The sequence below is a fragment of the Xylophilus sp. PBN-3R genome (genome assembly GCF_057747805.1).
Window position 1 is genome coordinate 418,759 of record NZ_CM173225.1, and the last position, 19,012, is coordinate 437,770.

The window sequence follows — 19,012 nt, forward strand, 5'->3', positions numbered from 1 at the left end:
GCAGCTCAGCGGCCGAAGGGCAGCCAGCGTTTTTCGGCGGGTTCGTACAGCTTGCAAACCCGCGCCGTCCGCCAATACCAGCGCCACGAAAACGGCCGCACCACGATATGGCCAGTCAAGCGCTTTTCCAGCAAGGCTTGAGCAGCTTTCAGGCGGTAGAGCGGTATGCCCATGTCCACATGGTGCGCGGTGTGTTCCATGATGTGGTGCAGCGCACGGCCGATGGCGGACCGGAAGGTCAGGTGCACGGTGGTCGACACGAAGGGCTGCGCCGCCGACCAGGCCTTCTTGTCCTGGTGCCATTCGACGTCTTCATGGGTGTGGTGCACGTAGACGACAAAACCCATCATGCAGTTCCAGAAAACGAAGGGCACGCCGAAACCCAGGACCAGCAGGCGGGCGACCGACTGGCCGGTGGCGTTGGCAGCCCACGCCAATGCAGTTGCCCACAGCACGGCGTAGGCGCTCACCAGCAGGCCGTCGAGCGTGAAGATGCGGCGCCGGGTCGGCATGTAGCGGGCGCTCGGGAACAGCATGCGTTTCCACCAGATTTCGAGTCCGTAATACACGCCCGGTCCCCAGCCGCTGCGATAGAAACGTTCCAGGCCGCGCCGCCAGGCCGGCAGGGCGCGGTACTCGTCCGGTGTCATCGGCGCCCAGATGAAATCGAAACCCTTCAGGTTGGTGTAGCCGTGATGCACCACGTTATGCCCCACTTCCCACAGGCTGTAGGGAGTGAGCGAGGGCAGGAACAGCAGCCGCCCCAGCCACCGGTTCAGCCGTCGGTGGACGGTGAAACTCTGGTGGCAGGCGTCGTGGCCCAGGATGAAAAGCCGGCCGATCACAAAACCGGTTGCCAGCGCCGCAATCAGTTGCAGCAGCGGATGCGGCGCCAGCACCGTGGCCGCCATGCCGGCTGCGTACAGCAGCAGGTCGACGGCCACCAGCCACAACGCGCGTGGCGTGCTGGGGCGGCTGATCGGCATCAGCCATTCACGCAGTACACGGCGGTGCGGCATCGGCGGCGCCAGATATTCGATGTCGTTCTTCATTCGTCTTCGGGCAGGTGGAACTCATGCCACATGCCGTTGAGCACGCCGAAACCGACGGCCAGGAAAACACCCAGGATCCAGGTGAAGTACCACATGGTTTTCTCTCTTCTCGAAATTCGGTACGGGTTCAGTACAGGTCGGGGTTGACCGTCAGGTCGTGCTGCGTCACGCGGCCACGCATTACCCGCAGCGCCCAGGCGGTATAGGCCAGGATCAGCGGCAGAAACACCACCGTCACAGCGAGCATGATTCCCAGCGTGTGGCCGGTGGACGACGCGTTCCACAGCGTCAGGCTGGAGTGGGCATCGGCGCTCGACGGCAGGATGAAAGGGAACATCGACACCCCGACCGTGGCGACGATTCCCGCCACGGCGACGGTCGAACCTGCAAACGCCAGGCGCTCGCGGCGGGCGATGTTTCCCAGCAGGGCCAGCAGCACGCCGGCCAGTCCGGCAACGGGTGCCAGCAGGGTCGGCGTTGCGGCTGCGTAGTTGGACAGCCATGCGCCCGATGCGGCTTCCACCGTGGTCCGCAGAGGGTTCGACGGACCGGCATGGTTCAGCGCACCGACGATGCGGTAGCCGATGTCGCCCCAGGCCACCCAGGCCCCTCCCGCGATGAACAGCACCAGGCTCAGCACGGCGGCCACGCGGCCGAATAGCCGGGCGCGCCGGTGCACCCCGCCGGGCTCGACCTTCATCGCCAGCCAGCCGCTGCCGTGCATCACCAGCATGGCGACGGAGAGCAGGCCGCACAGCAGCGCGAAGGGGCGGAACAGCCCGAGGAAACTGCCTGTGTAGAACACCCGCAGGTCGCCGTCGAACCGGAAGGGCACGCCCAGCAGCACGTTGCCGACTGCCACGCCGAACACCAGCGCCGGCACGAAACCGCCGACGAACAGCGCCCAGTCCCAGCGGGTGCGCCATGCGGGATGAGTGCGTTTGGAGCGGTACTTGAAGCCCACCGGCCGCAGGATGAGCGCCGCCAGCACCACGAACATCGCCAGATAGAAGCCCGAAAAGCTCACCGCATAGACCAGCGGCCATGCCGCGAAGATGGCGCCGCCGCCGAGGATGAACCACACCTGGTGGCCTTCCCAGTTGGCGCCGACGGTGTTGATCACCATGCGGCGTTCGTTGTCGGTGCGGGCCACGAAGGGCAGCAGCGCGCCGACGCCGAGGTCGTAGCCGTCGGTGATGGCAAAGGCGATCAGCAGCACGCCCAGCAGCGCCCACCAGATGAAACGCAGGGTTTCGGTGTCGAAAAATGACATGCTTGGCACTCCTTCAGGCGGCCAGGGGATGGGCGGGAGCGCCGTGCGGCGCCGGAGCGTCGTGGCGCACGGCTTGCGGCCCGCTGCGGATGGCGGCCAGCATCAGCCGCACCTCGATGAAGGCGAGTCCGCCGTACAGCGCGGTGAAGCCGGAAAGCGTGATCCACAGCTGCGCGCGGCTGAGCGACGAAGGCGCGAGAAAGGTCGGCAGCACGCCGTCGATGGCCCAGGGCTGGCGGCCCATCTCGGCCACGATCCAGCCCAGTTCGACCGCGATCCAGGGCAGTGGCAGGGCGAACACCGCGCATTTCAAGAACCAGCGGGTGCTGGTGTGGCGGCGCAGCGAACACAGCACGAAGGCGGTGGCGAAGAGCGCGATCAGCGCGAAGCCGATGGCGGCCATCAACCGGAAGCTCCAGAACATCAGCGACACGTCCGGCACCGTGTCCCAGGCGGCAGCGGCGATCTGCTGCGGCGTCGCCTGGCGCGGATCGTCCAGCGTACGCTTGAGCAGCAGGGCGTAGCCCAGGTCACGTTTGTGCTGTTCGAACTGCGCGCGGGCGGCGGTGTCGTCCGGTGCCTTCTTCAGGCGTTCCACGCCGTCGTAGGCGATCACGCCCGAGGCGATGCGTTCCTGCGCCTTCAGCACCAGTTCGCTCATGCCGGCGACCTGGCCGTCCAGGCTGCGGGTGGCGATCAGGCCGAGCAGCCACGGCACCTCGACCGCATACCGGGTCTTGCGTTCCTCGAAATCGGGCAGGCCGAAGAGGGTGATGCCGGCCGGTGCCGGCTCGGTATGCCAGGCCGCCTCGATGGCGGCAAGTTTCATCTTCTGGTTGTCGGTCAGTGCATAACCGCTCTCGTCGCCCAGCACCACCACCGAAAGCGACGCGGCCAGGCCGAAGGCGGCAGCCACCGTCATCGACCGGCTGGCCACGGCGGTGAAACGGCCACGCAGCAGATAGAAGGCCGACACGCCCAGCACGAACACCGCCGCCACCACATAACCCGCGCTGACCGTGTGCACGAACTTGGCCTGCGCGATGGGGTTGAGCAGCACGGCGACGAAGTCGGTGACTTCCATGCGCATGGTGTCGGGGTTGAACTCGGCGCCGACCGGGTTCTGCATCCAGCCGTTGGCGACCAGAATCCACAAGGCCGACAGGTTGCTGCCCAGCGCCACCAGGAAGGTGACCACCAGATGGGCCACCTTCGACAGCCGGTCCCAGCCGAAGAACATCACGCCGACCATGGTGGCTTCGAGAAAGAAGGCCATCAGGCCCTCGATGGCCAGCGGCGCACCGAAGATGTCGCCCACGTAGTGCGAAAAGTACGACCAGTTGGTGCCGAACTGGAACTCCATGGTCAGGCCGGTTGCCACGCCCAGCACGAAATTGATGCCGAAAAGCTTGCCCCAGAAGCGGGTGACTTCGCGCCACACGGGGCGGCCGGTCATCACGTACACAGCCTCCATGATGACCAGCATGAAGGACAGACCGAGCGTGAGCGGCACGAAGAGAAAGTGGTAGAGCGCGGTGAGTGCGAATTGCAGCCGCGAGAGATCGACTAGTCCGGGTTCCATCTGGGCCTTCTTGCCGGCAGGCGGCCGGCGGTTTGGATGCCGGTGGATCTTGGTCGTGCCCACTGCGGCCGGCCTTGATCTGCATCAAGGACCGTGCGTCTGGTCGCGGCAATAGTCGTGGCCATGAACCTTTTCCTGAAAGAAGCCGAACGCGGAAGCCTCACCTGGCTGCGCCGTTCGACCGGCTGGCTGCTGACCGACACGGTGGCCGCAGTCGGGTTTGCCGCCGGGCTTGCCGGCGCGGTGTCGGCTCTTGCCGGTCAGCCGGTCACCGCCTGGCCCTGGCTGCTGCTGGCCCTGGTGTCGGCCGGCCTGCGCGGCGTGGCGTCCATGGCGGCCACGCGCTGCGGTGCGCGCGCTTCGGAGGCGGCGCGCCGGCAACTGCGTCAGCGTGCGGTGGCGGGAGCGCTCGCCGGCGGAGTCGACGGCGGCACCACCGGCGGCGGCCTCATGCACACCGTCGTCGACGGCGTCGATGCCTTCGACGCCTACCTCGCGCGTTTCGTGCCGGCTCGCCGCGCCGCCACGGTGGCTCCCTTGCTGGTGATGGCGGCGGTGGCATGGGCGAGCCCGGTCAGTGCACTCATATTGCTGGGCACGCTGCTGCCTTTCGTGGTGCTGATGGCTTTTGCCGGCGTGGCCTCGGCCGACGAGTCGGACCGGCAGTTCCGGGCGCTTAACCGCCTTTCAGGCCTTTTCGCAGACCGGCTGCGGGCCTTGCCGGTGGTGCTGGCCTTCGGTGCCCAGGCCCGCGAGGCCGATCGGCTGCAGGGCGCGGCGCAGGACGTGGCGAACCGCACGCTGCGGGTGCTGAAGCTGGCTTTCCTGTCGTCTGCCGTGCTGGAGTTTTTTGCCGCGCTGGGTGTGGCGCTGGTCGCTGTCTACGCCGGTTTTCAGCTGCTGGGCTTGCTGCCTTTCCATGTGCCGGAACACCTGGATCTTGCACAGGCTTTTTTCGCGCTGGCGCTGGCGCCCGAGTTCTATGCGCCGATGCGCCGCCTGGCTGCCGCGTACCACGACCGGCAGGCCGCCATGACAGCGGCCGAACGGCTGGCGCCGCTGGTGACGGCCGCGGATCGGCCGCTGCCGGCGGTGGCCACGGAGACCGCGCTGCCGGATGGTGCCGCGCCTTCGCTGCGGTTCGACAACGTCACCATCCAGTACCCCGGCCAGCCCGTACCCGCGGTGCAGGGCCTGAGTTTCACCGTCGGCGCCGGCTGCACGGTCGCCATCCTCGGGCCGACCGGCAGCGGCAAGACCAGCCTGCTGCGCCTGCTGCTGGGCGTCGCGCCGCTGGTCGCCGGCCAGGTGCTGGTGGGAAACCATGTGCTGGACGAAGGCGAAAGCATCGCCGCGCAGGCCGCCTGGGTGGGCCAGCATCCGCTGATGGTGCCCGGCACGTTGCACGACAACCTGGTGCTGGCCTGGCCCGAGGCCAGCAGGACGATGGTGGCCGACGCGGTAACGGCGGCCGGCCTGGGCCCGCTGCTGATGCGGCGCGGCATGGATCTGCAAAGCCCGATGGATGCGCGCGGCGGCGGCCTGTCGGGTGGCGAGCGGCGCCGGCTGGCACTGGCCCGTGCGGTGCTGAAACCCGCCCCGGTATGGCTGCTGGACGAACCGACGGCCCACCTGGACGAAGCATCCGAAACCGGCCTCATCGCCAGCATCGCCCGGGCCCGCCGCGGCCGGACCACCCTCATCGCCACCCACAGCGAAAAGCTGGCGGCCATTGCCGATGTGGTGATCCGACTGGAGCTACCTGCATGAAAAACTCCGCCGCCGCCGGTCAAGCCGGACTCGCAAGCCTGCTGGCTGCCGAACAGCAGCGCCATCGCCGCACCTTCCGGCGGGCCGCTGCCTGTGCGGCTGCTGCCGCCATGGCGGGTGTCGCCCTGCTGGGGCTGTCGGGCTGGTTCCTGTCCGCGGCGGCTGCCGCGGGGCTGGGCGGACTGGCAGCGGCGCAGGCCTTCAACTACCTGCTGCCCAGCGCCACGGTGCGCCTGCTGGCCATCGTGCGGACCGGCGGGCGTTACGGCGAACGGCTGTTCGGCCACGCTGCTGCGTCGAGGGCGATGGCGGCGGTGCGGGCGGGAGTGTTCCGGGCCGTAGCCGCAGCGCCGATGGCGCAGTCGCTGGCCTGGGGCACCGGCGAGGCGACGACCGTGCTGATGCAGGACGTCGCCGCCATCGAGGACCGGCAGGTGCGCCGAACCGCGCCCTGGGCTGCGGGCAGCGCCCTGGCCAGCGGCCTGGCCCTGGCGGCGCTGGCGGGCTGGGCGCCGGCCGTATCCACCGGAGCTTGTGCGCTGCTGGTGGCCGCGTTGTCGAGCCGCCTGGGCCGTCGGCGGCGGGCGTCGGCGCTGCAGCTGCGTACTGCCCAGGGCGCACTGAAGGACCGGCTCGGCCTGCTGGCCGCATCGTCGGCAGAATTGCGCTGCTACGGCCTGGAAGGCTGGGCCGGCGACCAGGTCGAGGCCGACAGCGCCGCCCTGCTGGCCTCCCAGCGCCGGCTGGTCTTCGACGGCAGCCGCCTCGAACTGATGCTGGCTGCGGGCACCGGCATCGCTGCCGTGGCGGCCCTCGCGCTGGCGATGGGGCAGGGGGCGCCGCTGGCGGCACTGGCCGCGCTGTCCGCCGCCATGGCGCTGGAAGGACTGTCGCCGCTGTTGCGCAACCGCCAGCTGGCAGAGACTTTCGCTGAAGCCGCCCTTCGCCTCGACGGCCTGCTCTCGGCCGGCCTGCAGCAAGAGACCTCGCTTCGGGTGAGCCCCCATGCCTCCATCGAACTGCCGCTGTTCCCCGCCAGCCGGCTGGCCCCTGGTTCCCATGTCGCCATCGTCGGCCCCTCGGGCTGCGGCAAGACCACACTTGTCGAGACCCTGGTCGGCATGCGGCCCGCTGCGCCGGGGCGGTTCCGCCTCGGCAGCGTGGACATCGCCCGGCTGAGCGCCGATGCGTTGCGCCGCCATTTCGCCTGGCTGCCGCAGGACGCCGGCCTCATCGCCGGCACCGTGCGTGAAAACCTGCGGCTGGCCAATGACCAGGCTTCCGACGCCGAGCTGTGGCTGGCCCTGCACGACGCCGCGCTGGCCGACCGCGTGCGCGCCGCGCCGCAGGGCCTGGACGCCTGGATTGGCGAAGACGGCGCGTTGTTCTCGGGCGGTGAGCGGCGCCGCCTGGCGCTGGCCCGCGCCTACCTGTCGGGTGCGCCCTGGCTGTTGCTGGACGAACCCACGGAAGGCCTGGATGCGGCCACGGAATCAGTGGTGGTGCAGCGACTGGCCGAGCGCCTGGGCCGCACTGGTCAGGGCCTGCTGGCGGTCACCCACCGGGCTGCCGTGGTGGCGTGCTGCGGCCAGGTCCTGCAACCGGCCGCCGAGCCTGTTCAAAGCACTCTCGAATACCGGGCTCGGGCCGAATCGGCCTGAAGATAACGGTCGAACACCATGGCGATGGACCGCACGAAATACCAGCCCAGCGGCGTAACGGTCACGCCGTCGGCGTCGATCATCACCAGGCCGTCGTGGGCCAGCGGGCGCAGCGCCTGCAGTTCGGCGGCGAAGGCGGTCCGTACATCGACCAGCCAGGCATCCGAGAAGGATTCGAAGTCGATGGAGCCCTGGCACATCACCGCCATCACGATGGCACGCCGCACCAGGTCGTCGCGTGTCGGCGCCAGGCCGCGCACCACCGCGAAGCTGCCTCGTCCGAGCGCGTCGTAGTACTCCGCCAGGTCCTTGGTGTTCTGGCTGTAGCAGCCGCCGACGCGGCCGATGGCCGACACGCCGAGGCCGATCAGGTCGCCTTCCGGCTGGTCGGTATATCCCTGGAAATTGCGGTGCAGCCGGCCCTGACGCCGTGCCACAGCCAGGCTGTCGTCTGGCAGCGCGAAATGGTCCATGCCGATGTGTTCGTAGCCGGCCTCCACCAGTCTGGCCATGGCGGCGCCCAACATCTCGATCTTCTGCCCCGCCGATGGCAGGTCGGCCGCTGCGATGCGCCGCTGCGGCTTGAAACGCTCCGGCAGGTGGGCATAGGCATACAACGCGATGCGGTCGGGACGCAGCTGTATCACCTGTTCGATGGTGCGGGCAAAACCGGCCGGCGTCTGCAGCGGCAGGCCCTGGATCAGGTCGAGGCTGGTCGAACGGAAACCCAGCGCACGAGACGCCTCCAGCAAACGCGCCACTTGTTCGAAACTCTGCTCGCGGTGCACCGCTTTCTGCACCGCCGCGTCGAAGTCCTGCACACCGAAGGACAGGCGGTTGAAACCCATCTGCGCCAAGCGGTCCAGCCGGGTGGCGTCCACCGTGCGCGGGTCGACCTCGATGGCGATCTCGGCATCGGCCTCGAGGGCGAAGGCGCGGCGCAGCGTGGCGATGAGGCGGGCCAGCTGCAGGTCCGTCAGGAAGGTGGGTGACCCGCCGCCCAGGTGCACCTGCGATACGCGGGCCCGGGCGCCCAGGGCGTCCACATGCAGGGCGATCTCGCGGTCCAGCGCCAGCAGGTATTCGGCGGCGCGGTCGTGCTGCCGCGTCACGATCTTGTTGCAGGCGCAGTAGTAGCAGACCGATTCGCAGAACGGGATGTGCAGGTAAAGCGCCAGCGGCTGCGCCGGGTGGCCGCCCGGGGCGACGGTGCGGGCCGCCAGGGCGCGCCGGTAGTCGTCGGTCCCGAAAGCCTCGACGAAACGGTCGGCCGTGGGATAGGAGGTGTAGCGCGGGCCGGGCGCGCCCAGCCGGGCCAGCAGCTCGGCGGAGGGGGCAGCGGCAAAGAGTGAATGTTCGGCAGGCATCGCGGCACTTTGCCGCCGCGCGCCGCGCGCAGGCTTGACCTGCGTCAAGCCTTGGTCGTTATGCGGACGGCATACTGGCGATCAGTCGAACGCCTTCATGGAACCCCAGATCACCCCCATCGCCTGCGCCCCCGGCGCGCCTACCGCGCAAGCCCTCAAGGTGGCCTGCTCCAACTGCAACCTGCGCGAGCTGTGCCTGCCGGTCACGCTTGCCGAGGACGAGATGCAGCGCCTGGATTCGCTGGTCGAAGGCCGCAAGGTGATCAAGCGTGGCGAGATCCTGTTCCGTGCGGGCGACACATTCCATTCGATCTACGCGGTGCGCACCGGTTTCTTCAAGACCTGTGTGTCGGCACCGGACGGCCGCGACCAGGTGACGGGTTTCCTGATGGCCGGCGAGTTGCTGGGTTTCGACGGCATCGGGACCGACCGCCACACCTGCGATGCGGTGGCGCTGGAAGACGCCCAGGTCTGCACCATTCCCTTTGCCCAGCTCGAAGCGCTGTCGCGTGAATTCACCCCGCTGCAGCGCCAGTTCCACAAGATCATGAGCCGCGAGATCGTGCGTGACCACGGTGTCATGCTGCTGCTGGGCAGCATGCGCGCCGAAGAGCGGCTGGCGGCGTTTCTGCTGAACCTCACCCGGCGGCTGCATTCACGCGGGTTCTCGGCATCCGAACTGGTGCTGCGCATGACCCGCGAAGAGATCGGCAGCTATCTCGGGCTGAAGCTCGAGACGGTGAGCCGGGCTTTCTCGAAGCTGCAGGACGACGGTGTGCTGGAAGTGAAGCAGCGGCAGGTGCGGGTGCTGGATGAGGCGGCGCTGCGGGCGTTGATCGACAGCGGGCGTTAGGGGCGCAGTCAGTCCGTTGCCGCCGGTCGTCGGTGGGCATGCGATGTCGCGGAATCACCGATGGTGCGGGTGCGCGCCGACTGCCAGACTCGCGGTCCGATTTCATCCAGAAGAAGAGAGACATCCATGGCATTCAGGTTCTGCGTCAGCGCACTCGCGGTCGCCGCCGCGTCCGTGTGGGCCGCCCCATCCATCGCCCAGGGCGCCTATCCGGACCGCCCGGTCACCGTCGTCGTGCCGCAGGGCGCGGGCGGCGCCAACGACACCATCGCCCGCATCGTGCTGCAGAAGATGAGCACGCTGCTGGGCCAGTCGATGGTGGTCGACAACCGTCCGGGCGCGGGCGGCACCATCGGCACGGCCTTTGCGGCCAAGGCCAGGCCCGACGGCTACACGCTGATGCTCACCGCCGACAGCGCACAGGTCATCAACCCGGCGCTCTACAAGAACCCGGGTTTCGACCCGGTCAGGGACTTCGCGCCCATCGCCACGCTGGCATCGGCCGGTTATGTGCTGGTGGCCAACCCCACGTTCGCGCCCAATTCGGTGAAGGAGTTGCTCGGTTACGCCAAATCGGCACCGGCCGGTTCGCTGTCGTATGCATCGCCCGGCAACGGAACACTCAACCACCTGGTCGGCGAAATGCTGAAGACCGCCGGCGGCATGGACCTGGTGCATGTGCCCTACCGCACGGCGGCGGCGTCGGCGGCCGACGTGGTGGGCGGGCAGGTGCCGCTGTCGGTGCAGAGCCTGCCGTCGTCCATCGGTTTCATCAAGGCCGGCAAATTGAAGGTGCTTGCAGTGGTCAACGACAAACGCATCGCCGCCCTGCCGGACGCGCCCACCATCGGCGAGACCCTGCCCGGCGTGGCGGCCACTCCCTGGTACGGCCTGCTGGCCCCGGCCGGCACGCCCCAGGCGGTGCTCGACAAGCTGCATGCGGCAGCCGAAAAGGCAGTGGCGAGCAAAGAGGTGCAGGAGCAGTTGGCTGCGCAGGGTTGCGAGGTGTTCTTCGGAACGCCGGCGCAGTTCGCCGCGCTGATCCGGGCCGATTTGCCGAAGTGGGCGCGCATCGTGAAAGAGTCGGGCGCCAAGCTCGATTGAAGCGTCCGGGCCGCGGGCAGGCCTTTAGGGGGCTCGGGGATAATAGAAGTTCTCATCTGCGACCGATATGACCTCTTCTTCCCCGATCCCGACCCCGATGCCCGCGCCACCCACCGATCTGCAAGCCGTCCGGTCCATGACCTCGGCGCAATGGAAGGCGGTGCTCGCGGCGCCGCCGGAAGAAGCCATGCAGTGGATGGTCGCCGCGGCCGACCTGGGCCACGCTGGTTCGCAGACCCTGCGCGGCCAGTGGCTGCTGGACGGCCGGGGTGTCGACCGCGATCCGGCGCAGGCTTTCGCCTGGTTCGAGAAGGCCGCTGCCCAGGGTGATGCGATGGGCATGAACATGGCGGGCCGATGCCTCGAAAACGGCTGGGGCGTCGAGCGTGACCTGCCGGCCGCCGTCGACTGGTACCGCCAGGCCGCCAGCCAGGACCTGGATGCGGGTCTCTACAACTTTGCCAACCAGCTGGCTTCCGGTGAAGCCCTGCCGCGCAACGACGGCCAGGCCTTCGCGCTTTACGCCCGTGCGGCGGCGCTGGGCCATGCCAAGTCGATGACCAAGGCTGGCCGTTTCCATGAAGAAGGCCTGGGCGTGCCGAAGAATGTCGCCAAGGCCATCGGCTGCTATCGCCAGGGTGCGGAGGGCGGTGATTTTCGCGGGCAATACCACTACGCCCGCCTGCTGGCGGCGCGTGGCGAAACCGAACAGGCGCTGCAATGGCTGCGCCGGGTTCCCCTGACCGCCACGCCGCGTTTCCTGGAAGAGGTGGGCCGCTTGTTGTCGGGCTCGACCCACAATCGTTTCATGGTGCTGGGTCGCGACATGCTGGCCCTGGCCGAACAGTCGCGCGAAGAGTTGGGCGATTCGCCACACGCTGCCTACTGGCCGGCCGCCGCGGTGGTCGGCGAGTGACGGCATGACCGCAGTTCCGTTGAACCCGGCCGCCATCCAGGACTGGCACGCACATGTCTATTTCGACGCTTCCACGCGGTCGGACGCCTGGAGCCTGCGCGAGGACATTTCCACCGAACTGGGCGAGCGGGTGCAGGTGGGACGATTCCACGAAAAGCCGGTGGGACCGCATCCGATGTGGAGTTATCAGCTGGCCTTCGGTCCGGCGGACCTGGCCCATGTGCTGGGCTGGCTGGCTCTGAACCACGGCGCGCTGGATGTGTTAGTGCACCCCAATACCGGCGATGGATTGCGTGACCATCGCGACCGTGCGGTGTGGGTCGGCAATTCGCACGCCCTGAAGCTGACGGCGTTTACCTCGCCTTCCTGAAATATTCGAAATTGCTGCCGGTCCGGATGAAGTACGAGTCGTTCTTCCGGAACAGGGTGATCCCGGGAACGTCCGCCGCCGGGAACACCAGCGACACGCTGCTGGCGCTGAAACCGTCCACCTCGTAAGCCCACGAATGCCGCGTGGACTGGCCGTTGAAGGTTTCTTCGACCGTGAAACGCGTGGGCGTGATGGTGTGGCTCAGCTTGCCGAACATCTGCGCCATGCGGCTTCGCATTTCGGGTGTCGGCCGTTGGCCCTCGAAGGTGAAGTTGGACATCGTCTGCTCCACATCCGACTGCCAGGTGCCGAGAATCCACTGGCATTCGGCCGGCAGATTGCGAGGGCGAGCCGAGGCCAGCAGCGGCAGGGTCGCCAGGCTTGCGACAAGGGTGCGGCGGTGCAACATGAAGATCCCGGGAAAGTGACCGCCGAGCTTACATTCAGCCCTCCGCCGGCTGGCCCAGCAGCTGGCGCATGGCCTTGCGCACCGCCGGGTCGGGAGAGTCGAGCAGGGCGCTCGCCTCGCCGTGCCAGCTCGGGTCGCCCAGCATCTGCAGGCACAGCGCACGCAGTTCGGGGAAACGTTGGGTGTGCAGGCTGTTGAGGTGCTGCAACGCATCGAGCGACCGGCCGCGCTGGATGGCGATCAGGACCGGAAACACCGCCATGTCTTGCGCGGCAGGGTGGGATTCGCACATCTGCTGGTAGAGCGCATCGGCATCGTCCAGCCGGTTGTCGCGCAGTGTGACGACCAGCGTCCGCGTCAGTTCCGACAGGACGGACGCGTCCGGGTCCGGTCTCTCAAGCGCGCAAACGGCTGAATTATTGGCCGCTGCCATGGCTGTTCGTGCCGTTCTGCCGGGCGCCGGTCGCCTGCGCGAGCATGGCCTGGATGCGGGACATTTCGCGGTCCATCAGCGTATTGCTGGCCCGGGCAGCGCCGTCTGACATGTCGTCGATCTGGTTGTCGTCGTCCTGACCGTCGGCCCCGTTCAGATTCATCATCTGGCTGGCCTGTGCGTTTTGCGCCGCTCCGTTGCCGAGGGCGTCCTTGATGGTCTTGACGATTCCGACGATGGCTTGGATGGGGATCATGAGAGCTCCTGGATGGGTCGTATGGCAACCCGGGTGAAAGAACCGGGCCATGGTCGTTCCCGCGTTTGCCGGGCAGACACCGATCTGCGAAATCCGGCTCGCCAAAACGAAGAACTCCGCTTTGGGAAAATGTCCGAAATCCTGAGCCCATGACTTCTGACAATCTTGCCGCGTGGACTCTACGATGCCTGTCTGGACGCGCCGCCTGAACAAAGCATGGAATTCATGCGCATGTTCCCAGCGGACCGCCTGCTTGCGGAGGCGCGCCCGAAGGCGCCTGGTCGACCGACGCGTCGCTGCCAGGCTCACCAGACTGACCAACGACGGAGATGCCATGGACCCCAAGAGCAAGTCGCTTGAACGCTTTGTCGAGGCGCAGGAGCCTATCTATTCGGAGGTCTGCGAGGAGCTGGCCGCGGGACGAAAAGAGTCGCACTGGATGTGGTTCATTTTTCCGCAGCTGCAGTCGCTCGGTCGGAGCTCGACGGCCCGGTATTTCGGCTTGGCTGGCAGGGCTGAGGCTCTCGCGTACTGGCAGCATCCGGTGTTGGGTTTGCGACTGAAAAAGTGCTGTGAACTCATCCTCCAGGTCGACGGCCGTTCCGCCCTCGAGATCTTCGGCAGCACAGACGCGATGAAGCTACGGTCGTCGATGACTTTGTTCGCTGAAGCGGTGCCCGAGTCGACCGTTTTCGAGGCGGTCCTGCAGAAATATTGTCATGCCGAAAAGGACGCCGCCACCCTGGCATTGCTTGGCCACTGAGCGGCCTTCACTACCCCTGCGCGCGCCCGCGAATGCGCGCGTAGTTAACTCTGCTGAGGTGGGTGTTTTAGAGTCCAGGCTCACAGGAGACTCTCCTAAATACCAGTGACCAGGGGAACAGCCTCACCTCGTTTTAACTCGGTGTAGCGAACGACGTTTGCGCCGTAAGGTTGAGGCGGAAGTACCGTAATCAGGATTCGTGCCGCAAGCAGCCGTCGAGAACCAAGCTGCGATGGGCTGGCCCTTCACCACGGCTTCCATCGCTTCGGGGGACTTTTCCTTCAGCGAGCCCAGCATGGGCGTGTCTATCGCCCCGGGGCGCATATTCGAGCCCAACGCTCTTGGCCGGGCCGATGACGCCGTGCTTGGCACCGTGGTACGAGGCCCTGTCTGCCTGGCCAGCAAAGTCATACCTGGGGTGGGAATGCATCGACTGGCTCATTCCACGATCTTCATCTGGTCGGCGTTCATCCGGCCGCCGGCGACGGTGAAGGCGGCGAACGCCTGGTCGAGCGCCTGCAGGTCGGCAGCAGTCAACTTCAGGTTCACGGCTGCCAGGTTTTCACGGAGATGGTCCTGGTTGCGGGTGCCGGGAATGGGCACGATGAAGGGCTTGCGCGCCAGCAGCCAGGCGAGCGAGACCTGCGCCGGCGTCGCATTACGCTCGGTGCCGAACTGGCGAAGAAAGTCCACGATGGGCTGGTTGGCCGCCAGTGCCGACGGCTGGAAGCGGTCGAAGCCGGAGCGCAGATCGGCCTCTGGGTCGAACGTGGTTTGCGGCGTCAGCTTGCCGGTCAGGTAACCCATGCCGACCGGCCCCCAGGGCACGAAACCGATGCCGAGTTCTTCGCATATCGCCAGCACGCCGTTGTGTTCCGGGTTGCGCTCCATGAACGAATATTCGGACTGCACGGCGGACACGGGCTGCACCGCATGGGCGCGGCGGATGGTGGCGACGCTGGCCTCGGACAGCCCGAAGTGCAGCACCTTGCCCTGGCGAATCAGGTCCTTGACGGTGCCGGCGACCTCCTCGATGGGCACGCTGGGGTCGACCCGGTGCTGGTAGTACAGGTCGATGCGGTCGGTCTGCAGACGCTTGAGCGACGCTTCCACGACCTTGCGGATGCGCTCGGGCCGGCTGTTGAGGCCACCCCCGGGCGCTTCCAGTTCGAAACCGAACTTGCTTGCGATGTGCACCTGGTTGCGGATGGGAGCCAGCGCCTTGCCGACCAGTTCCTCGTTTTTATACGGGCCGTAGACCTCCGCGGTGTCGAAGAAGGTCACGCCGGCGTCGTGGGCAGCGCGGATGGTCGCGATGCCTTGTTCGACAGGTGCGCCCTCACCATAGTTCGCGCTGATGCTCATGCAGCCAGCGCCGAGTTCCGATACCTGTAGCGTTCCGAGTTTGCGGGTGTTCATCTTGGTGGTTCCTTTGGATGGCGTGGTGGTTTGCGCGGTGGCGCGGCTGCTTCCGGCACCCGCGGCCAGCACCAGGCTTGCCGCCGCTGCAGAGCGCAGCACGTCACGCCGGTTTGCTGCCGTGGTAGCCATGGGCTGAAGGTTCGTTGTCATGCGGAGGCTCCTTTGTCAGGTAGTGCGTGGCGCTGGCTGAACGGCCAGGCCGCTCCAATGCGTCAGCCAGTAGGCGTATGGGGTGGGCAGCACGGCTTCGGGCGAGGTGATGCATGGCCGGCCGGAACGGGCGCACCGCCGTCCCAGGGTGCCGTGCAGCCCGCCTTGCGGCCGGCGTGCCCGAGCTGGATGCCCGGCACGGAGCCGGCACCCTTGATGGCGCTCGCCAATGACGCGAGGCCGGCGACATGCCCATCGCTCCAGATGCCGAGATCCGGGCGTGATGCGGCCTTCCGGCGACACGGCGGTGACCTCGAGGATGACCAGACCCACCCCGCCCTTGGCCAATCCGGTGTAGTGCGCTTGATGCCAGTCGTTGGCGATTCCGCCGCGCGCCATGTACTGGCACATGGGGGACGCCACGATCCGGTTGCGAAGGGTGACCCCCTTCAAGGTGTAGCGGTCGAACAAGCCCGGCATCTCGAAACCTCCTGAATGACTTGCACTCTAGAAGTCGAGAAGCAATAGAAAAAGGGGTCAATGCCGCATGAGCCTTTAAGATAATCTTCAAGATGAAGCTCAAACAACTCGATGGTCTGATTGCCTTCTGGAAGGTTTCCCAGCACAAGGGTTTCAGTGCGGCGGCTGCGGAACTCGAGGTTTCGCCGTCGGCCTTGAGCCAGGCGATCCGGCACCTGGAAACGCGATTGGGGGTGCGCTTGCTGCACCGGACCACCCGCAGCGTCAGCCTGACCGAGGCGGGCGAGGCCTACCTGGCGCGGATCGGGCCGGCGCTGAGCCAGGTCATCGAGGCAGGGGAAGAACTCAACGTCATGCAGGGTCGGCCGGCGGGCGTGCTGCGCATCAACGCCGCCCGCGTGTCGGTCGCCATGGTCCTGCAGCAGAAGCTGGCGGGGTTCTTCCAGGAATATCCGCAGGTGCGGATGGAGCTGACGAACGACGAGGGGTTCATCGACATCGTCGAAGGCGGATTCGATGCCGGCATCCGCATGGGCGAGAGCGTGCAGCAGGACATGGTGGCGGTGCCGTTGGGCGGGCCGGTCACGATGGTCGTCGTGGCTTCGCCCGGATACCTCCAACGCATTCCGCCGCCGCGCCATCCGAACGACCTGCACCGCCACGACTGCATCCGCTTCAGGGGTGCCGGGTCGGGGGCCATCTACAAGTGGGAATTCACCGTGGATGGCCGGCCGGTGGAGTACGAGGTGCAGGGCAGCCTGACGATCACCGACACGCTCTTCGGGTTGGACGCGGCGCTGGAAGGCGTGGGTCTCGCCTACACCTTCGAGCAACTGGCCGAACCGCATGTGCTGGCCGGCCGGCTCGAGCGGGTATTGGCAAAGTATTCAGCCACGTTCCCTGGCTTCTACCTTTATTACCCCAGCCGGCACGACCAGCCTACGAAGTTGAAGGCGCTCATCGAATACGTCGGGCGGGCTGTCGCCGAGCGCGCGAGTTCCTGAAAGCCGACGTTCGGCCTCGGCTGCGCGAGGCCACCGCTCGTTACGCCTCCGCGTAGCGGGACAGGAATTTCCTGGCCCTGTCAGTTTGCGGGTTGTTGAAGAACCGGTCCGGCGTGTTCATCTCGACGAGCTTGCCGCCGTCGAGAAACATGACCTGGTCCGCCACGTCGCGCGCGAAACCCATCTCGTGCGTCACTACCATCATCGTGAGGCCATCGGCCGCCAGGTCGCGCATGACCCGCAGGACCTCCCCGACCATCTCCGGGTCGAGTGCGCTGGTCGGTTCGTCGAACAGCAGGACCTGCGGCCGGATGGCCAGCGCACGGCTGATCGCCACCCGCTGCTTCTGCCCGCCCGAGAGACGGTGCGGGTGCACGTCCGCCTTGGCGGCCAGGCCGACGCGCTCCAGCAGCGCCATGGCTTCCTTGCGCACCTCCGCATGCGGGCGGCCGTGCACGTGGACGGGAGCCTCCATGACGTTCTCCAGTACGGTGAGATGCGGCCACAGCGCGAAGTTCTGGAACACGGTGCCGATGCGGCCGCGTGCGGCTGCCAGTTCCTTGCGCGACATGGCGCGGGTCGCGTCGCCTTCGCCGATGCGACCCATCCAGTCGCCGCCGATGCGGATGGAGCCCCGGGCCGGTACCTCCAGCCAGTTCATGCAGCGCAGCAGGGTCGACTTGCCGGAACCACTGGGGCCGAGCAGGCAGGTCGTGGTGCCGGGCGCGACGTCGAAGGCGATGTCGCGCAGGACTTCGACGCCGTCGTAGTCCTTGCTCAGGCCCCGAACCGAAATGGACGCTGGATTCGAAAGAGGATGGTTCATGTTCTAGCGGGAGTGATTCACGCCGACTCGGCGTACGGCCAGGTCGATGCCGAGCGACAGGACCCAATACAGCGCCACGGCCAGCAGGAAGGGCGCGAAGGGCGAGAAGGCATTGGTGCTGACGAAATTCGCGGCGAAGGTGATGTCCTCGATGGTGATGACCATCAGCAGCGCGCTGTCCTTCATGACCATGACCGCCTGATTGCCCAGCATCGGCGCAGCCGCGCCCAACAACTGGGGAAACACGATGCGCTGGTAGAGCTTGCGGCGGGAGAAGCCGAAAGCCTCGGCGGCCTGACGGGATTCCGGCTCGATGACCTGGGCCTGGCTGCGAAAGATCTCGAAGAAGTAGGCGGTGTTGTAGACCACCAGCGTGATGAGGCCCGCGGCGAACGGCTCCAGGCGCAGGCCCAGCGCGGGCAGGCCGTAATAGACGAGGTAGGCGAACAGCAGGAAAGGCACGCAGCGCAGCCCGTCGGCCAGCAGGCGGCCGAACTTGGCGAGCGCAGGCGGTCCTTCGGCGAGCAGGGCGAAGCCCAGCATTCCGAGCGGAATGGCGAGCGCCAGGCAGCCGCCCAGCAATTGCAGCGTGGTCCAGGCGCCCGCGACGAAAAGATCGCGGGCCTGCCAGAGGGCGTCGAGTCCGTTCATGGCCGGGCGTATCCGTGACGCCGGGCGATGCGGCGCTCCAGCAGGCGCTGGCCCTGCACGACGACGGCGATGATGGCGGTATAGAGCATGGTGGCGGCGATGAAGGCGGGCAGGGGTTGGTAGGTCTGGGCGCCGATGCGGCTGGCGGCGCGGGTGATGTCGACGATGCCGATCACCGAAACGGCAGGCGTCACCTTGAGCAGCAGCGTCATTTCGCTGACCAGCGGTCCCAGGCTGGCACGCCAGAGTTGCGGCAGCACGATGCGCCGGAACACCTGTCCTTGCGACATGCCGAAGGCGGCGGCGGCCTCCAGCTGGTCGCGCGGAATCGACGCCATGCCGGCGCGCCAGATCTCGCAGTTGAATGCGGCCGTGTTCAGCGCCAGGGCCGACATGGCGGCCGCCAGCGGCGGCAGGTCCAGTCCGGTGGCCGGCAACAGGAAGAACACGAACAGGCACAGCGTGACCATTGGCGTCGGCCGCATCACGCTGACATAGGCGCGGACCAGCGCATCGGCCACCGGCACGCGCCGCCAGCGCAGCAGCGCCAGGGCCAGCCCGAGCGGCACCCCGGTCGCGATGGCCGCGAGCGCCAGCAGCAGGGTCGTGCCGGCGCCCTGCAGCAGGGTCAGGAACGATGCGGTCGTCATGGCCGGCCGTCGTCCGCAGG

The 19,012-nt window shown here is 67.2% G+C and carries 21 protein-coding genes; 8 read left to right on the forward strand and 13 right to left on the reverse strand.

Going from position 1 to position 19,012, the window contains the following annotated elements:
- Positions 1 to 5 precede the first annotated feature (5 nt).
- Genes AC3ANW_RS02005 through AC3ANW_RS02020 form a run of 4 tightly spaced genes read right to left on the reverse strand, consistent with a single transcriptional unit; the run spans position 6 to position 3,907 of the window.
- Complete coding sequence (locus AC3ANW_RS02005) at positions 6 to 1,052, reverse strand: fatty acid desaturase (protein WP_488343538.1); 1,047 nt, start codon at positions 1,050 to 1,052, stop codon at positions 6 to 8.
- A complete protein-coding gene (cydX, locus tag AC3ANW_RS02010; RefSeq protein WP_488343539.1) occupies positions 1,049 to 1,147 on the reverse strand; it encodes a cytochrome bd-I oxidase subunit CydX in 99 nt (32 codons plus the stop codon). Before cydX ends, AC3ANW_RS02005 begins: the two co-directional genes overlap by 4 nt.
- A 32-nt stretch (positions 1,148 to 1,179) precedes the next feature.
- Entirely contained in the window at positions 1,180 to 2,325 is a 1,146-nt protein-coding gene (gene cydB, locus AC3ANW_RS02015) for a cytochrome d ubiquinol oxidase subunit II (protein WP_488343540.1), read from the reverse strand.
- Between the two features lie 13 nt (positions 2,326 to 2,338).
- Positions 2,339 to 3,907, reverse strand: a complete 1,569-nt coding sequence (locus tag AC3ANW_RS02020) for a cytochrome ubiquinol oxidase subunit I (RefSeq protein ID WP_488343541.1) — start codon at positions 3,905 to 3,907, stop codon at positions 2,339 to 2,341.
- Between the two features lie 123 nt (positions 3,908 to 4,030).
- On the opposite strand from AC3ANW_RS02020, the gene cydD reads away from it, so the two are divergent.
- Both cydD and AC3ANW_RS02030 read left to right on the forward strand, forming a co-directional pair.
- Positions 4,031 to 5,677 carry a thiol reductant ABC exporter subunit CydD gene (gene cydD, locus AC3ANW_RS02025; RefSeq protein ID WP_488343542.1) on the forward strand — a complete coding sequence of 549 codons (1,647 nt, stop codon included), beginning with the start codon at positions 4,031 to 4,033 and terminating at the stop codon, positions 5,675 to 5,677.
- Positions 5,674 to 7,338: an ATP-binding cassette domain-containing protein gene (locus tag AC3ANW_RS02030; protein WP_488343543.1), complete on the forward strand. Its 1,665-nt coding sequence runs from the start codon at positions 5,674 to 5,676 to the stop codon at positions 7,336 to 7,338. The genes cydD and AC3ANW_RS02030 overlap by 4 nt, the downstream gene beginning before the upstream one ends.
- On the opposite strand, the gene hemN is transcribed toward AC3ANW_RS02030, so the two are convergent.
- A complete protein-coding gene (gene hemN, locus AC3ANW_RS02035) occupies positions 7,296 to 8,705 on the reverse strand; it encodes an oxygen-independent coproporphyrinogen III oxidase (RefSeq protein ID WP_488343544.1) in 1,410 nt (469 codons plus the stop codon). The genes AC3ANW_RS02030 and hemN overlap by 43 nt on opposite strands.
- 97 nt (positions 8,706 to 8,802) lie before the next feature.
- On the opposite strand from hemN, the gene fnr reads away from it, so the two are divergent.
- The 4 genes from fnr (at position 8,803) to AC3ANW_RS02055 (ending at position 11,948) form a co-directional block, all read left to right on the forward strand.
- Positions 8,803 to 9,558 carry a fumarate/nitrate reduction transcriptional regulator Fnr gene (gene fnr, locus AC3ANW_RS02040; protein ID WP_488343545.1) on the forward strand — a complete coding sequence of 252 codons (756 nt, stop codon included), beginning with the start codon at positions 8,803 to 8,805 and terminating at the stop codon, positions 9,556 to 9,558.
- A 126-nt stretch (positions 9,559 to 9,684) separates the two neighbouring features.
- On the forward strand, positions 9,685 to 10,662 hold the full coding sequence (locus AC3ANW_RS02045) for a Bug family tripartite tricarboxylate transporter substrate binding protein (protein ID WP_488343546.1): 978 nt from the start codon (positions 9,685 to 9,687) through the stop codon (positions 10,660 to 10,662).
- Between the two features lie 67 nt (positions 10,663 to 10,729).
- Positions 10,730 to 11,578, forward strand: a complete 849-nt coding sequence (locus tag AC3ANW_RS02050; protein WP_488343547.1) for a tetratricopeptide repeat protein — start codon at positions 10,730 to 10,732, stop codon at positions 11,576 to 11,578.
- Between the two features lie 4 nt (positions 11,579 to 11,582).
- Entirely contained in the window at positions 11,583 to 11,948 is a 366-nt protein-coding gene (locus tag AC3ANW_RS02055; RefSeq protein ID WP_488343548.1) for a DOPA 4,5-dioxygenase family protein, read from the forward strand.
- Here AC3ANW_RS02055 and AC3ANW_RS02060 read toward each other — a convergent pair.
- From AC3ANW_RS02060 to AC3ANW_RS02070, 3 genes are read right to left on the reverse strand one after another with little or no spacing between them, the layout of a single operon-like run.
- The gene (locus AC3ANW_RS02060) at positions 11,932 to 12,357 is read right to left on the reverse strand and encodes a hypothetical protein (protein ID WP_488343549.1); all 426 of its coding nucleotides are present in this window, start codon (positions 12,355 to 12,357) and stop codon (positions 11,932 to 11,934) included. The genes AC3ANW_RS02055 and AC3ANW_RS02060 overlap by 17 nt on opposite strands.
- 34 nt (positions 12,358 to 12,391) lie before the next feature.
- Positions 12,392 to 12,790 (reverse strand): HrpB1 family type III secretion system apparatus protein, encoded by a 399-nt coding sequence (locus AC3ANW_RS02065; protein WP_488343550.1) that lies wholly within the window; start codon positions 12,788 to 12,790, stop codon positions 12,392 to 12,394.
- Complete coding sequence (locus tag AC3ANW_RS02070) at positions 12,774 to 13,046, reverse strand: hypothetical protein (RefSeq protein ID WP_488343551.1); 273 nt, start codon at positions 13,044 to 13,046, stop codon at positions 12,774 to 12,776. The genes AC3ANW_RS02065 and AC3ANW_RS02070 overlap by 17 nt, the downstream gene beginning before the upstream one ends.
- Positions 13,047 to 13,380: 334 nt before the next feature.
- On the opposite strand from AC3ANW_RS02070, the gene AC3ANW_RS02075 reads away from it, so the two are divergent.
- Positions 13,381 to 13,809, forward strand: coding sequence for a DUF1810 domain-containing protein (locus tag AC3ANW_RS02075; protein ID WP_488343552.1), 429 nt, complete (start codon positions 13,381 to 13,383; stop codon positions 13,807 to 13,809).
- A 438-nt stretch (positions 13,810 to 14,247) separates the two neighbouring features.
- On the opposite strand, the gene AC3ANW_RS02080 is transcribed toward AC3ANW_RS02075, so the two are convergent.
- Positions 14,248 to 15,228 carry an aldo/keto reductase gene (locus AC3ANW_RS02080; RefSeq protein WP_488345333.1) on the reverse strand — a complete coding sequence of 327 codons (981 nt, stop codon included), beginning with the start codon at positions 15,226 to 15,228 and terminating at the stop codon, positions 14,248 to 14,250.
- Positions 15,229 to 15,396: 168 nt separating this feature from the next.
- Positions 15,397 to 15,861, reverse strand: a complete 465-nt coding sequence (locus AC3ANW_RS02085; protein ID WP_488343553.1) for an oxidoreductase — start codon at positions 15,859 to 15,861, stop codon at positions 15,397 to 15,399.
- A gap of 92 nt (positions 15,862 to 15,953) precedes the next feature.
- On the opposite strand from AC3ANW_RS02085, the gene AC3ANW_RS02090 reads away from it, so the two are divergent.
- Positions 15,954 to 16,865, forward strand: coding sequence for a LysR family transcriptional regulator (locus AC3ANW_RS02090; protein ID WP_488343554.1), 912 nt, complete (start codon positions 15,954 to 15,956; stop codon positions 16,863 to 16,865).
- A gap of 40 nt (positions 16,866 to 16,905) precedes the next feature.
- Here the strand turns inward: AC3ANW_RS02090 and AC3ANW_RS02095 are convergent, their stop codons facing one another.
- Genes AC3ANW_RS02095 through AC3ANW_RS02105 form a run of 3 tightly spaced genes read right to left on the reverse strand, consistent with a single transcriptional unit; the run spans position 16,906 to position 18,992 of the window.
- Positions 16,906 to 17,691 (reverse strand): amino acid ABC transporter ATP-binding protein, encoded by a 786-nt coding sequence (locus AC3ANW_RS02095; protein ID WP_488343555.1) that lies wholly within the window; start codon positions 17,689 to 17,691, stop codon positions 16,906 to 16,908.
- Positions 17,692 to 17,694: 3 nt separating this feature from the next.
- A complete protein-coding gene (locus AC3ANW_RS02100; protein WP_488343556.1) occupies positions 17,695 to 18,342 on the reverse strand; it encodes an amino acid ABC transporter permease in 648 nt (215 codons plus the stop codon).
- Positions 18,339 to 18,992 carry an amino acid ABC transporter permease gene (locus AC3ANW_RS02105; RefSeq protein WP_488343557.1) on the reverse strand — a complete coding sequence of 218 codons (654 nt, stop codon included), beginning with the start codon at positions 18,990 to 18,992 and terminating at the stop codon, positions 18,339 to 18,341. Before AC3ANW_RS02105 ends, AC3ANW_RS02100 begins: the two co-directional genes overlap by 4 nt.
- Positions 18,993 to 19,012 lie beyond the last annotated feature (20 nt).

What these genes read in the sequence shown, in the direction of transcription:
- AC3ANW_RS02080 (WP_488345333.1), bottom strand. Translation starts at nt 15,228, where the DNA reads ATGAACACCCGCAAACTCGGAACGCTACAGGTATCGGAACTCGGCGCT.
- AC3ANW_RS02005 (WP_488343538.1), bottom strand. Translation starts at nt 1,052, where the DNA reads ATGAAGAACGACATCGAATATCTGGCGCCGCCGATGCCGCACCGCCGT.
- cydX (WP_488343539.1), bottom strand. Translation starts at nt 1,147, where the DNA reads ATGTGGTACTTCACCTGGATCCTGGGTGTTTTCCTGGCCGTCGGTTTC.
- AC3ANW_RS02095 (WP_488343555.1), bottom strand. Translation starts at nt 17,691, where the DNA reads ATGAACCATCCTCTTTCGAATCCAGCGTCCATTTCGGTTCGGGGCCTG.
- cydB (WP_488343540.1), bottom strand. Translation starts at nt 2,325, where the DNA reads ATGTCATTTTTCGACACCGAAACCCTGCGTTTCATCTGGTGGGCGCTG.
- AC3ANW_RS02090 (WP_488343554.1), top strand. Translation starts at nt 15,954, where the DNA reads ATGAAGCTCAAACAACTCGATGGTCTGATTGCCTTCTGGAAGGTTTCC.
- AC3ANW_RS02105 (WP_488343557.1), bottom strand. Translation starts at nt 18,992, where the DNA reads ATGACGACCGCATCGTTCCTGACCCTGCTGCAGGGCGCCGGCACGACC.
- AC3ANW_RS02060 (WP_488343549.1), bottom strand. Translation starts at nt 12,357, where the DNA reads ATGTTGCACCGCCGCACCCTTGTCGCAAGCCTGGCGACCCTGCCGCTG.
- AC3ANW_RS02075 (WP_488343552.1), top strand. Translation starts at nt 13,381, where the DNA reads ATGGACCCCAAGAGCAAGTCGCTTGAACGCTTTGTCGAGGCGCAGGAG.
- AC3ANW_RS02020 (WP_488343541.1), bottom strand. Translation starts at nt 3,907, where the DNA reads ATGGAACCCGGACTAGTCGATCTCTCGCGGCTGCAATTCGCACTCACC.
- AC3ANW_RS02070 (WP_488343551.1), bottom strand. Translation starts at nt 13,046, where the DNA reads ATGATCCCCATCCAAGCCATCGTCGGAATCGTCAAGACCATCAAGGAC.
- hemN (WP_488343544.1), bottom strand. Translation starts at nt 8,705, where the DNA reads ATGCCTGCCGAACATTCACTCTTTGCCGCTGCCCCCTCCGCCGAGCTG.
- AC3ANW_RS02065 (WP_488343550.1), bottom strand. Translation starts at nt 12,790, where the DNA reads ATGGCAGCGGCCAATAATTCAGCCGTTTGCGCGCTTGAGAGACCGGAC.
- fnr (WP_488343545.1), top strand. Translation starts at nt 8,803, where the DNA reads ATGGAACCCCAGATCACCCCCATCGCCTGCGCCCCCGGCGCGCCTACC.
- AC3ANW_RS02030 (WP_488343543.1), top strand. Translation starts at nt 5,674, where the DNA reads ATGAAAAACTCCGCCGCCGCCGGTCAAGCCGGACTCGCAAGCCTGCTG.
- AC3ANW_RS02055 (WP_488343548.1), top strand. Translation starts at nt 11,583, where the DNA reads ATGACCGCAGTTCCGTTGAACCCGGCCGCCATCCAGGACTGGCACGCA.
- AC3ANW_RS02045 (WP_488343546.1), top strand. Translation starts at nt 9,685, where the DNA reads ATGGCATTCAGGTTCTGCGTCAGCGCACTCGCGGTCGCCGCCGCGTCC.
- AC3ANW_RS02100 (WP_488343556.1), bottom strand. Translation starts at nt 18,342, where the DNA reads ATGAACGGACTCGACGCCCTCTGGCAGGCCCGCGATCTTTTCGTCGCG.
- AC3ANW_RS02050 (WP_488343547.1), top strand. Translation starts at nt 10,730, where the DNA reads ATGACCTCTTCTTCCCCGATCCCGACCCCGATGCCCGCGCCACCCACC.
- cydD (WP_488343542.1), top strand. Translation starts at nt 4,031, where the DNA reads ATGAACCTTTTCCTGAAAGAAGCCGAACGCGGAAGCCTCACCTGGCTG.
- AC3ANW_RS02085 (WP_488343553.1), bottom strand. Translation starts at nt 15,861, where the DNA reads ATGCCGGGCTTGTTCGACCGCTACACCTTGAAGGGGGTCACCCTTCGC.